A 15808-nucleotide genomic window follows, 5' to 3' on the forward strand; every position below is an offset into this window, starting at 1 on the left:
AAGCCAGTAAGGTTCCTAACCTATTGAATTGAGACTGAGTTAGTGATTGGTATTAGTGATTCAGTTATTGAGTCAGATAAAACAATCAGTTAAAGTAATTCCGCCATTGGCAAAATCCGATGGTCAAGGTTTAGCAGCCTTGTGTACCCAAACATTGGTAGGATATTTCTGCCAGTGCGCTTGCTATCACCCTTTCAATGGTGGTTCAGGTGGGGGAGGCTTCGGCCTCGCCGGTGGGTACTCCGGTCTGCTAACCCTGCTTGAATCACCACCATCAATGATTAATTAATGGAAGGGGTAGCAGGAATGAATAACATCAGAAATGACTGGCATCAAGCCGATATTATTGCTGCATTACGTAAACGTGGTACAACCTTGGCGGCTGTCTCCCGTGAAGCGGGACTCAGTTCATCGACATTAGCAAACGCATTAAGCCGCCCGTGGCCTAAAGGCGAATGGATTATTGCTAATTATCTCAACATTCACCCGTCTGAAATCTGGCCTAGCCGTTATTTTGATATGAACGGTAATTTTATCGAACGCAAAATTCGCGAAAAATCAGCAGAATAATTATTTTAATACCGAAAAATATCAGGGAAATTGTCACCTCATCTCATTACCTATTGTGTTGTTTGTTTTGATGAGGTGGCACAATGGGTTATCCGTCACCGCAATTTTTAATACCTTCCGATGAAATGCGTCGCAACCTCTTATCACAAGTCCAGAACGTTTAGTGTTCTGATCTGCTCATTGGCAACGAGTCATAAATTCAACCCTTCTTTTACTGTAGGTAGTGAATTCTGATATGCTCTGCAAAATATTTTGTTCTCATGTTTTTGTGTATGCGCGTCTTTGTGTGATGAACGGTATATCAATCGGTGTATCACTTTTCGTAAAAAGATACCTGATTTTATTTTAATTTTTATTTAAAAATAGACAGTTATGAGTGAACTAAAACATATTGTAGAAGTGATGATCTCCGAACAGGAGGTTAAGCAACGTATTGCTGAGTTGGGGCAACAGATTACAGAACATTATCGTCGGAGTGATCGTGAATTGGTGCTGGTTGGCCTGCTGAGAGGATCATTTATCTTTATGGCAGATCTCTGTCGTGAAATTCAGGTTCCCCATGAAGTGGATTTTATGACCGCATCCAGCTATGGCAATGAGATGAACTCTACCCGCGATGTGAAAATCCTTAAAGATCTGGATGAAGACATTCGTGGTAAAGATGTGTTGATTGTTGAAGATATTATCGATTCAGGCAATACACTGAACAAAATCCGCGAGATTCTGGCGCTGCGTGAACCTAACTCACTGGCGATTTGTACGTTGTTGAATAAACCCTCTCGTCGTGAAGTCGAAGTTCCCGTTGAGTGGATTGGCTATTCAATTGAGGATAAATTTGTCGTTGGTTACGGCATTGATTATGCACAGCATTATCGCCATCTGCCCTATATCGGGCATGTCACCTTGCTGGAAGATTAATTTTCGTGATAAGCAGCAGTAATCAATACTGCGTGAGTAAATGGCAGCCTCTTGCTGCCATTTATTTTTCTAATCATTTGTTTTTCTAATTAATAGGGGATTTTTCAATCCGTTATTTTGTCTGCGATAACTTGGAGATCGTCTGACGGTAATTGAGTTCCAATTTTTCACGGCTGTCTGCTGTAATATCCAGATCATGCAACTCACCATCTTTTAAACCATATACCCAACCGTGGATCATCACCTTCTGCCCGCGCTTCCATGCGGATTGCATAATCGTTGAGTGGCCGAGGTTGTAAACCTGCTCGATCACATTCAATTCACACAGGCGATTCAGCCTATCGTTAGGCGGTAATTCACCCAGCATGGAACTGTGCTTGTACCACAAATCACGGACATGGAGCAGCCAGTTATTGATTAAACCCATCTCAGTGCCATCCACGGCAGCTTCAATGCCCCCACAACCGTAGTGACCACAGATGATAATGTGTTCAACCTGCAACACATCAACGGCATATTGTACAACGGACAAGCAGTTTAAATCAGTGTGGATAACAAGATTAGCAACGTTGCGATGCACAAAAAGATCACCGGGTGCGGCATCAATCAGTTTTTCGGCAGGTACTCGGCTATCAGAGCAGCCTATCCACAGAAAATGGGGTTTTTGTGCTTTTGATAATTCTTTGAAGAATACGGGGTTTTCTTCATTTACAGATTTTGACCACTGCTTGTTCCTGGCAAACAGCTCTTCAATTTTTCTCATCATAACGAATAGCCTAGTAACATTTTTGAGATAGAATCATATACAACATTAATTGAGAACTTAATCTTTAATTGAATAATGTTTTTTAATTAACCCCTACCATTGCTAAGAAATAGGGGAATAATAATGGCATAATTTTCATCTTGTAGTCGGAAATAGCAAATAATAAAGGTATTTTTTACTTATGGCTTACGCATTGGAATTGACGCAGCTCACGAAAGTCTATGAGAGTGGAGTGAACGCGCTGCGGGGAATTGATTTGCGTGTAGAAACAGGTGATTTCTACGCGCTTTTAGGGCCGAATGGTGCAGGGAAATCGACGACGATAGGTATTATTAGTTCCTTAGTGAATAAAAGTGGCGGCAAGGTCAAGGTCTTTGGCTACGATATTGATACAGATCTCGTCCGCGCCAAACGGCAGCTTGGTCTGGTTCCACAGGAATTTAATTTCAATCCATTCGAAACAGTGATTCAGATTGTCATGAATCAGGCGGGATATTACGGTGTCCCGCGCAATGTCGCCCATGACAGGGCTGAAACCTACCTGACGCAATTGGATCTCTGGGAAAAGCGCAATGAGCGGGCGAATCGTTTGTCCGGCGGCATGAAACGGCGTTTGATGATTGCCCGCGCTTTAATGCACCAGCCAAAGTTGTTGATTCTTGATGAACCCACGGCGGGCGTGGATATCGAACTGCGCCGATCGATGTGGGAATTTTTGCGGGGATTGAATGCACAGGGAACGACGATCATCCTGACGACGCACTATCTGGAAGAAGCTGAAATGTTGTGCCGTAACATCGGCATTATCCAGCACGGCGAGCTGGTTGAAAACACGAGTATGAAAAACCTGCTGGGTCAACTTGAACGTGAAACCTTCTTGCTCGATTTAGAACCGAAAGGAGCAATGCCGATTGTTGAAGGTTACGACCACCGCTTGGTTGATGCAGTCACGCTGGAAGTGGATGTCAAACGCGGGCAGGGCTTGAATGATGTTTTTTCCCAGTTGAGTACGCAGGGTATACAAATCAGCAGTATGCGCAATAAAGCGAATCGTCTGGAAGAGTTGTTTGTCGGATTGACCAATAATCATCAAGGAGATAGATAATGATCCCATTGTACTGGGTGGCCCTGAAAACCATTTGGATTAAAGAGGTCACCCGTTTTGGCCGTATTTGGGTGCAGACATTACTGCCGCCAGTGATCACCATGTCCCTGTATTTCGTTATTTTCGGTAATCTGGTGGGTTCCCGCATTGGTGAAATGGGCGGCGTGGATTATATGCAGTTTATTGTGCCCGGGCTGATAATGATGTCAGTGATCACTAACTCTTACGCTAACGTTTCTTCGTCCTTCTTTGGTGCCAAATTCCAGCGCAGTATTGAAGAAGTGCTGGTTGCCCCGGTTCCCACCCATGTCATTATTGCCGGATTTGTTGGCGGTGGCGTCGCTCGTGGGGTATGCGTTGGTATTCTGGTGACATTGGTTTCCCTATTGTTCGTGCCGTTACAGATACATTCATGGGCAATGGTGGTGATCACCTTGCTGGCAACGTCGATCTTATTTTCATTGGCGGGGCTGCTGAATGCCATTTTTGCGAAAACGTTCGATGATATCAGTATCATCCCAACCTTTGTCCTGACTCCGTTGACCTATCTGGGGGGCGTATTCTACTCCCTGACCTTGTTGCCTGCTTTCTGGCAGATAGTGTCAAAGATTAACCCGATCGTCTATATGGTCAGCGGCTTTCGCTATGGTTTTCTCGGTATTGCGGATGTTTCCCTGACGATGACATTAGGGATGTTAGGAAGTTTTATCGTTGGATTCTATGCGTTGGCTTGGTATCTGATTGAATCAGGACGAGGGCTGAGAACTTAATCGCCAGAACAGAATACTCCGCCGTTGATGGCGGCGGAGTGGGTACTGAAAATCAGCCAGCCAAATCGACCTGCTGATTATCAATCAGTCGTGTTTGCCCCAACCCTGCCGCCATCAGAATCACGGCTTTTTTACTTTGTGCGGTTAATGGCATCAGGTTTTCTGCATCACGGATAAATAACTCATCCGGCATAAAGCCTTCTTCACGCAAATGGGCAGAGGCGAGTTCAATGAGCCGTTCCGTATCCCGTTCGCCATTTTTCAATCTTTCTGCCATAAACTGCATCACCTGATTGAGCAAAGGTGCCATTTTTTTCTCTTCAACGGACAGAAGATTATTACGCGAACTCAGCGCCAATCCATTTTTATCACGGACGATAGGCACGGAAACCAAGGTAATATCGTAAGCCATATCAGCAATCATTTTGCGAATAATCTGTAATTGCTGGAAATCTTTTTCACCGAAATAAACCAGATCAGGCTGGATCAGATTAAACAATTTGCTGACAACGGTCGTGACACCACGGAAATGCCCCGGCCGGCTGGCACCCTCAAGAATATGGGAGAGTCCCGGCACTTCGACAAAAGTTTGGGGGTCGTTTGCGCTATTCGGGTACATCTCGTTAACGTTAGGAGCGAATACCAGCTCGACATTGCGCCGACTCAGTTTTTCGCAATCTTCCTGCAAGGTTCGAGGATAATTGACCAGATCGTCTTCTCGGTCAAATTGCATCGGATTGACGAAAATACTGACGATAACGACGTCAGCCTGCGCTTTGGCGGTATCCACCAACGCCATATGGCCATCATGCAGATTGCCCATCGTGGGAACGAAAGCAATGCGCTTGCCTGCTTGGTGCCAGCGGCGGATTTCCCGGCGTAAAATAGGGATCGTTTCTAAAATCAGCATTGCTGTACTCCTTTAATTAGCCGTCATGCTGGAGAGTAATCAATTGAATGAATGTGCTTGGTCGGGATAGACACCGCTTTCTACTTGTTCAATATATAAGCGGATAGCGTCCCTGATGTTGCCCGTTTCTTTGAGGAAATCTTTGGCAAATTTAGGCGGTCTTGCCGTAATACCCAAGGCATCGTGCATAACCAGAATTTGACCATCAGTCATATTGCCTGCCCCGATGCCAATGACCGGAATGCCCAGTGCTTCAGTGATACGCTGTGCCAGCGCAGTCGGAACACATTCTAACACCAGTAGCTGCATACCCGCTTTTTCCAAGGCAATGGCATCATTGAATAACGTCTGGGCGGAGGATTCATCACGTCCCTGAACTTTATAGCCACCGAGGATGTTGACGGATTGTGGTGTCAGGCCCAAATGCCCGCAAACGGGAACGGCACGTTCGGTCAGCATGTTGACGGTATCACAGAGCCAGCTTCCGCCTTCAATTTTGACCATATTGGCACCAGAGCGCATTAATGCCGCCGCGTTGCCAAAACTTTGTTCGGGAGTCGCATAGCTCATAAAAGGCATATCTGCGATGAGAAAAGCATGAGGGGCACCCGAGCGAACATTGCGGGTGTGGTAAACGATATCGTCAATAGTGACAGGCAGAGTCGAATCAAATCCCTGTACGGTCATGCCGAGTGAATCGCCAATAAGCATGATATTAATGCCTTGTTCGGCGAAAAGGTGGGCGAAACTGGCATCGTAAGCGGTGATAGTTGCGAATTTGCGCTTCGCTTTTTTTAACTGGCTGAGATCAGCCAGGGTTGTTGGTTTCATTATTATCTCCTGAATAGTTATACCCTTTAATTTCAGGATAGGATCTCATTATCCAGAAAATAGGTACACAAGCTATACCCAAAGCGCCAGACCATTTTCTGGAACTTGTTTTAATTGTTCTACCAGGGTTTCGCCATCGGGAAACACAAGGTCTGGTGCAATTTCTGCCAGTGGGTAAAGCATGAATTCACGCTGTTTTAACCCATAATGGGGAACTGTCAAGCGTTCAGTGTTGATGATGTGATCGCCAAACAGCATGATGTCCAAATCGAGCGTTCTGGGTCCCCAGCGTTCATCCTTGCGAACCCGTCCTTGCTCCAGTTCAATGGCTTGAGTGTGATCAAGCAATATCTCGGGTGATAACTGGGTATCCAATTCAACGGCAAGGTTGAGGAAATCGGGTTGATCCTGTGGCCCCATGGGTTTCGTCCGGTAAAAAGAAGATTGGACAACAAACGTGGTATCAGGGAGTTGTTTCAAAGCAGCAAGTGCGTTATTGACTTGCTGCAAAGGGTCGGCCAGATTACTGCCAATGGCGATATAGACCTGAGTCATATTAACCGTTGTTCCTGTTCTGGCGAACGCGACCACCACCACTACCACCACCAGCACGACGGGGGCGTGTCCGGCGGCGAAGAGGTTCACTGCCCAGTTCTGATATCATTGTGCGCTGTTGTGATGGTGTTGACTGTTGGAATTCTGTCCACCATTGCACCAACGCTTTCAGTTCATGGCGTGACTCAATGCTGGCGCGCAACTCCAGTAAATCATAGGCGGCACGGAACTTCGGATGTTCCATCAGTTTATTCGCCCGTTTGCCTTGGCGACGCGGCAGACGAAGCTGAAGTAACCAGATATCGCGCATCGTGGTGGTATGGCGTTTCGGGATCGCAATGGAGCGGCACTGCTCATCAAGAATATCATTCATGGCTAACGCAAAGGCATCGTAATACTGCAATCCGCCTTCCTGTGTCAGTTTTTCCGCATGTTCAATCAGTGGATACCACAGCATGGCCGCAAATAAGAAAGCAGGATTCACTCTCTTGTCATTTTGCAAGCGAAAATCGGTATTTTTCAGCACTTGTGCCAGCAGTTTTTCCATGGGTGAATCGCCCCCTTGGGTAAAACTACGCTGAATAAGCGGGAACAATGGCTGGAACAGACAATACTCACGCAGCAGTTTATAGGTCTTGTAACCTTGTCCTGACTGTAACAGTTTTAGGGATTCTTCGAACAGACGGGCTGATGGAATCTCTTTTAACAGAAATGCGAGGCGCGGGATAGGTTCTGCCGTGGCCGGCTCGATGGTCATACCCAGTTTGCCGGCGAAACGGACAGCACGCAGCATCCGCACGGGATCTTCCCGATAGCGGGTTTCTGGATCACCAATCAGGCGGATGATACCGGCGTTCAGATCGGCCATTCCACCCACGTAATCCCGCAGGGCGAAGTCGTCAATGCCATAGTAGAGGCTATTGATCGTGAAATCGCGGCGAACCGCATCTTCCTCCACGGAACCGAAAATATTATCACGCAGTAACATGCCGCTTTGGGCTTTATGTGACTGGCTGTGGTCGTCGTTTTCAATTTGATCATGTGGCCCGCGGAAGGTTGCGACTTCAATCACATCGGGGCCAAACATAATATGGGCAAGGCGAAAACGACGCCCGACCAAGCGACAGTTACGAAACAGTTTACGGACTTGCTCAGGTGTCGCATTGGTCGCTATATCAAAATCTTTGGGTTTTTTGTGCAGCAAGAGATCACGAACTCCGCCACCGACCAGATAAGCCTCAAAACCTGATTTATTCAGGCGATATAAAACCTTCAGGGCATTATCACTAATATCTTTGCGTGAAATGGGGTGTTGCTCTCGTGGGATCACCGTGATCGGAGAGTCCGAAGGCGTTGCCTTTGCGGATTTTTTCTTCATTTTGTCGTTTTCGGCATGTGATGAAGATGAATGATTTCCTCTGCGGTGTTTACGCAAAGGACTGCTCTCTGTTTGAGCAGAATGGTCAGATACGGTGACTGGCCTTTCACTGACTGCCTGAATGTCGCGCTTTGCCTTGTGCTCGCGAATTAGCAAATTACGGCAGAAAGTTGCTACTCGGTTAAAAATGGTACACCTCGATAGTGACTAATCAATTAAAACAAAAAACAGCCGCCAATCATAACTTACTGGACATTTTTTGAGAATGCTTACAGTGCTAATAGAAAGACTTTATTTAACCTGATCTATCGGCCATGTTTCTTTGGCGGAACTGCGTTTATATTCCAACCGACGATAGCGTGCTGTAGTAGCTGATCTGTTGTGAGATCCCGCCAGCCTGCGATCGTGGGTTGGTTCAAAAATGATAACGCATCAATAAGCAATGGCCTTGGATCAGCCAATGGGATCGGCTGGGCATGGTTTTGCTTAGAAAGTTTATTTCCCTCTTTATTTAGCACGAGAGGTAAATGCACATAATCTGGTGTTGCAAAATTCAAGCGCTGATACAGAGATAGCTGGCGAACCGTGGGTTCAATTAAATCTGCTCCTCTGACAATTTCAGTGACGCCTTGATAGTTATCATCAATAACAACGACAAGATTATAGGCAAATAAACCGTCTTTGCGATAAATAATAAAATCTTCCTCGGCTATTTCAGTGGATACCGCGATGTGGCCCTGCAATTTATCGTCAAAACCATAAACCGGATGCTGCTGTGTCAGACGAATTGCGGCGTCGTGCGCAGGCAGGTGTAAATGCCGGCAGTGACCATCATAAAAGCCGCCCCGTTGTTGGATGCGTTGGCGGGTGCAGGTACAGCAATAGCCGTCGCCTTGTTGTTTTAATTGCTCGAGGATGGCTCGGTAAGCGTCATGGCGTTGGGATTGGTAAAGCACTTCGCCATCCCAGCCAAGCCCGTAATGCTCAAGGGCTTGCAATATCCGCTTGGCGGCACCGGTAACTTCCCGTGGGGGATCAATGTCATCAATGCGCATCAGCCATTTACCGTGGCAGGCGCGGGCTTGCAGATAACTGCCCAGTGCTGTCACTAGGGAACCAAAATGAAGATCGCCGGAAGGAGAAGGAGCGAAGCGCCCAATATATAACGAAGTAGGTTCAGATTGCGTCATAACGGGTTCAATATAGGGGCATACGGCGCTGTTCAGCGCCGTACTTAACCCTATTCGTTAGCCAGCCATTTGCTTTTCACGAATTTCGGCCAACGTCTTGCAGTCAATACATAAATCGGCTGTTGGGCGAGCTTCTAAACGGCGGATGCCGATTTCAACCCCACAGGATTCACAATAACCAAAGTCCTCTTCCTCGACTTTTTTCAGCGTTTTCTCGATCTTTTTGATCAACTTACGCTCACGATCCCGGTTACGTAATTCAAGACTGAACTCTTCTTCTTGCGCCGCACGGTCAACTGGATCAGGGAAGTTTGCTGCCTCATCTTGCATATGAGATACAGTACGGTCTACTTCATCCCTGAGTTGATTGCGCCATGCTTCCAGAATCAGCTTGAAATGCTTTAACTGGGCATCGTTCATGTATTCTTCGCCTGGCTTTTCTTGGTAAGGTTCTACCCCAGCGATGGCGAGAATGCTCAAGGACGAGGTTTTACGTTTTTGCCCTTCTTGCATAATGCTTCTCCTTACACACGCACTATCAAACGGCCCCCAACAGTAGGGGGAAAAAAATAGGCCGCTATAAATAGCAGATGACTGCGAGGTTGGCAATTGTTCCTGCCATTAGTTTTGCAATGGTGTGAAGGCTGACATGTTTACTGCCTAAATATATTACAAAACGCCCCTCATCAGCATGATCTGTTTACAAATTATCACATTGATACAAAAGATAATTTGTCACTTAGAACCATCCCGTTTTCTGTCATGCAGGCCTTATAACAAATTACTTCGACCCCTGATTGGCAGGCTTGTTCCAAAAGAACCGCATAATCAGGGTCAATATGTTTTGCTGCCGCAACCTGACTGATCCCAGAATGTAAAACAGCAAATAACAAGACAGCACGCTGGCCTTGTTGTGCTATCAATGATAGCTCACGTAAATGTTTTTGCCCCCGAATTGTGACGGCATCAGGAAAATATCCACAGTTTTCTTGTAACAATGTGACTGACTTGACTTCAATATAGCAGTCAACCCTTTGTTTTGACTGTAACAATAAATCGATACGGCTTTTCTCTTCGCCATAGCGAATTTCACGATGAATATGCTCATATCCAGACAATTCCGAGATAATATCTCGTTCAATAGCGTGATAAACCAACTCATTGGCCCTGAGGGTATTGACACAAATCCAGTGCCCCCCTTGGGTCTGCGTCAACTCCCAGCTATGCGGGTACTTGCGCTTGGGATTGTCTGAAGTGGAATACCACACGCTATCACCCGGCGTGGCACATCCGGTCATGGCACCGGTATTGGCACAGTGTATCGTGAGTGTTTCCCCTGCTGGCGTGAGGACATCCGCAAGAAAGCGTTTATAGCGGCGGATTAGGGTCGCAGGCTTCAGGGGTGGTGAAAATTCCATAAAATGTTCCTTCATGACCGGTGGGCTGATCGAAAATATTCCGTGCCAGACGGAATTAATCGACTGAAATTCGATGAAATGACATCAAAGGGGCTAATGCTACAATGGCACCCATTGAAAGTTAATTCATTATGGTGATCCTTTGTCCTTACCCATTTATGATTTATTGCCCATTAATGATGTCGTGGGATCAGTGATTGCTGAATTGCAAACGTCGAAGCAAGTGTTATTGCACGCGCCAACGGGAGCGGGGAAATCGACGGGATTGCCATTGGCGATCTTACGTCAGGCACCGCTGGCAGGACGCATCATTATGCTGGAACCGCGGCGTATTGCGGCACGGAGTGTGGCTGAACGCCTTGCCGAACAACTTAATGAGCCTGTCGGGATGACCGTGGGCTACCGGATGCGTGCGGAAACCAAAGTGAGTGCGGCAACCCGCCTTGAAGTCGTGACCGAAGGAATTCTGACGCGGATGCTGCAACAAGATCCTGAATTGAGCGGCGTCTCTCTGGTGATCCTGGATGAATTCCATGAACGCAGTTTACAGGCCGATCTGGCCTTGGCACTGCTGCTGGATGTGCAGGCAGGGTTGCGCGATGATCTGCGGATCTTGGTGATGTCGGCAACCTTGGATAACCAGCGCCTTTCCGCTTTATTACCCGATGCCCCGGTGATTGTGTCAGAAGGTCGCAGCTATCCGGTCACGAGGTCATACCATCCCCTTTCCCCTCATCAACCTTCTGAACAATCCGTTGCATCGGCGGTATTGCAGTTATTGCAGCAGGAGACGGGATCGTTATTGCTGTTTCTGCCGGGGGTCGGTGAAATCCAGCGGGTGTTGTCGCAACTGGAGGGCAAGGTCAATGACGACACGTTGTTGTGTCCATTGTATGGGGCATTGTCATTGTCAGAACAACGCAAAGCCATCGCGCCGCCGCCAGCGGGTATGCGCAAAGTCGTATTGGCGACCAATATTGCAGAAACCAGTTTGACGATTGAAGGCATCCGGCTGGTGGTAGACAGCGGACTGGAGCGCACCAGTCGGTTTGATCCGAAAAATGGCCTGACCCGCTTAATCACCCAACGCATCAGTCAGGCATCGATGGTTCAGCGGGCAGGACGGGCCGGGCGATTAGAGGCGGGTATTTGCTGGCATTTATTCAGTCAGGAACAAGCAGAACGAGCCAGAGAGCACAGCGAGCCGGAGATCTTGCATTCAGATCTCAGCGGTTTACTGCTTTCTTTATTACAGTGGGGATGTCGTGACAGTCGCCAGCTTCATTGGCTGGACAATCCACCGCAACCCGCATTGGCTGTTGCCGCATCCCTGCTATTGCGGCTGGGGGCATTGGGCAATCACCAACAACTGACCGCCCGTGGCTGGAAAATGGCGGAATCCGGCAGTGAACCGCGCTTGGCGGCGATACTGTTTGCAGGTAAGGAATGTTCAGGTCAAGCACAAAACCGTGCTGCATTGATAACGGCTGCGAAATTGGTTGCCATTCTGGAAGAGCCGCCGCGTCGTGGGCAACCCGATCTCCTGTATTGGATGACGGTGAATCAGCGTCATTGGCAACAACGAGCCAACCAGCTTATCCGGCATTTTACGGATAAAAGGGGAAATAAAAGTGAGGCACAACGCCTTGCGGACAACCCTGATCACCTCAGGCTGGATCTGGTGCCAGAACTCTTGGTGCAGGGGTTTCCCGACCGGATCGCCAAAAACCGCGATAACCTTGGGCGTTTTCAGTTAGCCAATGGCTTGGGAGGTGTGCTGGAACGTGAAGAACCCCTTTCGGGAGAGGCTTGGCTGGTCATTCCCGCGTTACAGCAAGGAAATGGTCATCCTGATGCTCGGGTTTTGCTGGCTTGCCCGCTGGATATCGAACAGATCATCAAGCAATACCCTCCTTTGTTTACTGAACAGACAGCCGTAGAGTGGGATGATAGCAAAGGTGCGTTACGGGCATGGAAGCGTTTGCAATGTGAGCGATTAATTGTCAAAGCACAGCCATTGGCAAAACCTTCGGCAGCGGAATTACAGGAAGCCTTACTGAATTGGATCAGGCAGGAAGGATTGTCAGCGTTGAATTGGTCAGCGGACGCGTTGCAATTGCGTATTCGCCTGCAAAGGGCGACAGAATGGCTACCGGAACTGGCATGGCCTGCGGTTGATGACGCAGCATTGTTGAACTCCCTTGAGCAGTGGTTGCTTCCTGCCCTGAAGGGTGTTGAGGACTTGAAAGGACTGCGCCAGATTGAGTTGTCCTCCTGTTTGACGGAATTACTTGATTGGCAGCAACGGCAAATACTGGATAATGAATTGCCTACTAATTACACTGTGCCCACCGGGAGCAGGATCACTATCCGGTATTTCAATGATAAGCCGCCTGTGCTGTCAGTGAGAATGCAGGAAATGTATGGGGAGCAGCGAAATCCAGTATTGGCGAAAGGACGTATTCCGATTGTCATTGAACTGTTATCGCCTGCGCATCGTCCATTACAAATCACGCAAGATCTCGCCGCATTTTGGCGAGGAACGTATCGTGAGGTGCAAAAAGAGATGAAAGGGCGTTATCCCAAACACCTGTGGCCGGATGATCCTGCCAACACGGCACCGACCAGGCGCGTGAAAAAGTATATTTAATTAATAAACATGTGGAGAATTCGGTATGTCTGATGATGATCGTCAGCCAATCGGACGCAAAGGTGAAAAATCAGGGCTTCGTCGTGGGCGGGTATCGAAAAAACGCGTTCGGCGGGATGACTATAATGATGATGAAAATGATGATGTTGACGACGACGATGAGGATCAAGTCATGACGAAAAAAGGGAAGAACGTCCGCCGTTCTAAGCCCCGCCCACCGAAAAGAGCAGGGCACTGGTTTTTATGGTTGCTGCTAAAAATCTTTATTGTGCTGGCGGTGATCACGGTTATTTATGGTTTCTATCTGGATAACAAAATTCGCCAGCGTATTGACGGGAAAGTCTGGGATTTACCGGCAGCCGTGTATGGACGGGTAGTCAATCTTGAACCCGGTATGAATTACAGCAAGGATGAAATGGTTCAATTGCTGGAGGGCATGCAGTATCGGAAAGTGACAAAAATCACCCGGGAAGGGGAATTCATGGTCAAAGGGAATAGCATTGAGATGCTGCGTCGCCCATTTGATTTCCCGGATGGTCAGGAAGGACAAATTCAGGCCCGCCTGTCCTTTGAGAACAATCATCTTGCCGGCATCGAAAATATAGATAATCAGCGGCAGTTTGGTTTCTTCCGCCTTGATCCCAAACTGATTACGATGATGCAGTCGGCGAATGGCGAACAGCGTCTGTTTGTCCCGCGCAAAGGCTTCCCTGATTCACTGGTCAGAACGTTACTGGAAACCGAAGATCGTTATTTCTATGAACATGGCGGGATCAGGCCACTTTCCATTGCGCGCGCGGCCTTGGCTAATCTGATGGCGGGACGCACCGTTCAGGGCGGCAGTACCCTGACACAGCAATTGGCGAAAAACCTATTCCTCTCAAATGAACGCACCCTGAGCCGTAAAGTGAATGAAGCGCTGATGGCAATCCTGTTGGATGCACGTTATAGCAAAGATCGTGTTCTTGAATTGTACTTGAACGAAGTTTTTCTGGGGCAGAGTGGTGATGAGCAGATCCATGGTTTCCCGTTAGCGAGTCAGTACTATTTTGGCAGCCCGATTAGTGAATTAACCTTGGATCAGCAGGCCTTGTTGGTGGGCATGGTGAAAGGGGCATCGGTGTATAACCCGTGGCGTCACCCCCAAAAGGCACTGGAACGCCGCAACATTGTGTTGAAAATTCTCCAGAGCCGGAACATTATCACGCAAAAAGAGTATGACACGCTGAGTGCCCGCTCATTGGGTGTTAAACCGAAAAGTGAAAGCCTGACACCGCAACCCGCGTTTATGCAGCTTGTGCGGCAGGAATTGCAGGAAAAGTTAGGCGATAAGGTGAATGACTTATCGGGGGTAAAAATCTTCACGACCTTAGATCCGGTTGCACAGGATGCGGCAGAAGGGTCGGTTGAAGAGGGTGTGACCGCTCTGCGGAAAACCCGCAAGGTTGCTGATCTGGAAGGGGCAATGGTGGTGGTTGACCGTTTCAGCGGTGAAGTGCGTGCGATGGTTGGCGGCTCCCAACCACAATATGCCGGATTTAACCGTGCATTGAATGCCCGCCGTTTGATTGGCTCGTTGGCAAAACCGGCCACTTATCTGACGGCATTGAGCCAGCCGGACAAATATCGCTTGAATACTTGGCTGTCGGATGAACCTCTCTCTGTTCCCCAAGCGGGTGGCAAGCCTTGGGAACCGAAGAACTTTAGCCGTACTTTCAGTGGGCGTGTCATGGTGATCGATGCGTTAGCGCGTTCAATGAATGTCCCGACCGTGAATTTGGGGCTGGATGTGGGGTTAGATCGTATTTCCAGCACCTTAGTTTCACTGGGTATTCCGGCAAAAGAGATCCAGCAAATCCCGGCCATGTTGTTGGGCGCGATTAGCCTGACACCCATGGAAATGGCGCAAGAGTTCCAGACGATTGCCAGCGGTGGTAACCGGGCAAAACTCTCGGCATTGCGCTCTATCATTGCTGAGGATGGTACGGTGATTTACCAGAGCTATCCACAGGCCGAGCGGGTTGTTCCTCCCCAGGCCGCTTATCTGACACTGTATGGGATGCAGCAAGTGATTGCTCGCGGTACAGGCCGTTCACTGACTGGAAAATATGGTCAATATAATTTGGCCGGTAAAACCGGAACGACGAACGATCTTCGTGACAGTTGGTTTACGGGCATTGATGGTAAAGAAGTTGTGGTTGTCTGGACTGGGCGTGATAACAATGGCCCCACCAATTTGACTGGCGCGACGGGGGCACTGACGATTTACCGCCGTTATCTGGAAAACGAAACGCCACTGGTATTGAATAACCGTCCACCGGAAGGTATTGCGGATATGTCCGTCAATGAAGACGGCAGTTTCAACTGCGGGGGCGGCGGTACCAGAGTATTGCCGGTTTGGACAGATGATCCACAGGAATTGTGCCAGCAATCAGTGCAACAGCCGATAGAGGAGAATGAAGAAGACGCCCCCGGCTGGCTGCGAGAGATGTTTGGTCAGTGATAATTTATTGATAAGTCATAAAATATAATATATAGCTCCCTGCCGAAAATGGGTGGGGAGCTTAATTATTAAATATCTTCCCGTTAAGAAACCTCAGATTATGCCACTTTGGATAAATTTCTCTGCGTAGGGGAAATGCTTTATATTTTACGAACAATTACTTATTTTTACCCGTTTGGTGTTTTAATTTAAATAACTATATAAATTAAATAAGTCTCTTTAATAAATAGGTGCTTATAATAAA

The 15808-nt window shown here is 47.9% G+C and carries 15 protein-coding genes; 7 read left to right on the forward strand and 8 right to left on the reverse strand.

Going from position 1 to position 15808, the window contains the following annotated elements:
- Positions 1–67: 67 nt before the first annotated feature.
- From PSI17_RS06740 to hpt, 3 genes are all read left to right on the forward strand, one after another.
- Positions 68–289, forward strand: coding sequence for a hypothetical protein (locus PSI17_RS06740; RefSeq protein WP_139216981.1), 222 nt, complete (start codon positions 68–70; stop codon positions 287–289).
- A 17-nt stretch (positions 290–306) separates the two neighbouring features.
- On the forward strand, positions 307–570 hold the full coding sequence (locus tag PSI17_RS06745) for a helix-turn-helix domain-containing protein (RefSeq protein ID WP_273551240.1): 264 nt from the start codon (positions 307–309) through the stop codon (positions 568–570).
- 372 nt (positions 571–942) lie between these two features.
- Entirely contained in the window at positions 943–1488 is a 546-nt protein-coding gene (gene hpt, locus PSI17_RS06750) for a hypoxanthine phosphoribosyltransferase (protein WP_273551241.1), read from the forward strand.
- Between the two features lie 112 nt (positions 1489–1600).
- Here hpt and can read toward each other — a convergent pair whose 3' ends face one another.
- Positions 1601–2254, reverse strand: a complete 654-nt coding sequence (can, locus tag PSI17_RS06755) for a carbonate dehydratase (RefSeq protein WP_273551242.1) — start codon at positions 2252–2254, stop codon at positions 1601–1603.
- Between the two features lie 181 nt (positions 2255–2435).
- Between can and PSI17_RS06760 the strand changes: the two genes are divergently transcribed.
- Both PSI17_RS06760 and PSI17_RS06765 read left to right on the forward strand, forming a co-directional pair.
- Positions 2436–3359 (forward strand): ABC transporter ATP-binding protein, encoded by a 924-nt coding sequence (locus tag PSI17_RS06760; protein WP_273551243.1) that lies wholly within the window; start codon positions 2436–2438, stop codon positions 3357–3359.
- Positions 3359–4129 carry an ABC transporter permease gene (locus tag PSI17_RS06765; protein ID WP_273551244.1) on the forward strand — a complete coding sequence of 257 codons (771 nt, stop codon included), beginning with the start codon at positions 3359–3361 and terminating at the stop codon, positions 4127–4129. Before PSI17_RS06760 ends, PSI17_RS06765 begins: the two co-directional genes overlap by 1 nt.
- 52 nt (positions 4130–4181) lie before the next feature.
- Here the strand turns inward: PSI17_RS06765 and panC are convergent, their stop codons facing one another.
- The 7 genes from panC to sfsA form a co-directional block, all read right to left on the reverse strand.
- On the reverse strand, positions 4182–5039 hold the full coding sequence (gene panC / locus PSI17_RS06770) for a pantoate--beta-alanine ligase (protein ID WP_273551245.1): 858 nt from the start codon (positions 5037–5039) through the stop codon (positions 4182–4184).
- 39 nt (positions 5040–5078) lie between these two features.
- Positions 5079–5870, reverse strand: coding sequence for a 3-methyl-2-oxobutanoate hydroxymethyltransferase (gene panB, locus PSI17_RS06775; protein WP_273551246.1), 792 nt, complete (start codon positions 5868–5870; stop codon positions 5079–5081).
- A 72-nt stretch (positions 5871–5942) separates the two neighbouring features.
- Positions 5943–6425, reverse strand: coding sequence for a 2-amino-4-hydroxy-6-hydroxymethyldihydropteridine diphosphokinase (gene folK / locus PSI17_RS06780; RefSeq protein ID WP_273551278.1), 483 nt, complete (start codon positions 6423–6425; stop codon positions 5943–5945).
- A gap of 1 nt (position 6426) precedes the next feature.
- Positions 6427–7803: a polynucleotide adenylyltransferase PcnB gene (gene pcnB / locus PSI17_RS06785; protein WP_273551247.1), complete on the reverse strand. Its 1377-nt coding sequence runs from the start codon at positions 7801–7803 to the stop codon at positions 6427–6429.
- Positions 7804–8108: 305 nt separating this feature from the next.
- The gene (gene gluQRS / locus PSI17_RS06790; RefSeq protein WP_273551248.1) at positions 8109–8993 is read right to left on the reverse strand and encodes a tRNA glutamyl-Q(34) synthetase GluQRS; all 885 of its coding nucleotides are present in this window, start codon (positions 8991–8993) and stop codon (positions 8109–8111) included.
- A 57-nt stretch (positions 8994–9050) separates the two neighbouring features.
- Positions 9051–9506 (reverse strand): RNA polymerase-binding protein DksA, encoded by a 456-nt coding sequence (gene dksA, locus PSI17_RS06795; RefSeq protein ID WP_045972218.1) that lies wholly within the window; start codon positions 9504–9506, stop codon positions 9051–9053.
- Positions 9507–9703: 197 nt separating this feature from the next.
- Positions 9704–10426: a DNA/RNA nuclease SfsA gene (gene sfsA / locus PSI17_RS06800; protein ID WP_443256011.1), complete on the reverse strand. Its 723-nt coding sequence runs from the start codon at positions 10424–10426 to the stop codon at positions 9704–9706.
- Between the two features lie 127 nt (positions 10427–10553).
- Here sfsA and hrpB point away from each other — a divergent pair, with 127 nt between their 5' ends.
- Together hrpB and mrcB are read left to right on the forward strand one after the other, a co-directional pair.
- The gene (gene hrpB / locus PSI17_RS06805) at positions 10554–13061 is read left to right on the forward strand and encodes an ATP-dependent helicase HrpB (RefSeq protein ID WP_273551250.1); all 2508 of its coding nucleotides are present in this window, start codon (positions 10554–10556) and stop codon (positions 13059–13061) included.
- A gap of 25 nt (positions 13062–13086) precedes the next feature.
- The gene (mrcB, locus tag PSI17_RS06810; protein ID WP_273551251.1) at positions 13087–15564 is read left to right on the forward strand and encodes a bifunctional glycosyl transferase/transpeptidase; all 2478 of its coding nucleotides are present in this window, start codon (positions 13087–13089) and stop codon (positions 15562–15564) included.
- Positions 15565–15808 lie beyond the last annotated feature (244 nt).

This window comes from Xenorhabdus sp. IM139775 (genome assembly GCF_028598745.1).
GTDB lineage: Bacteria > Pseudomonadota > Gammaproteobacteria > Enterobacterales > Enterobacteriaceae > Xenorhabdus.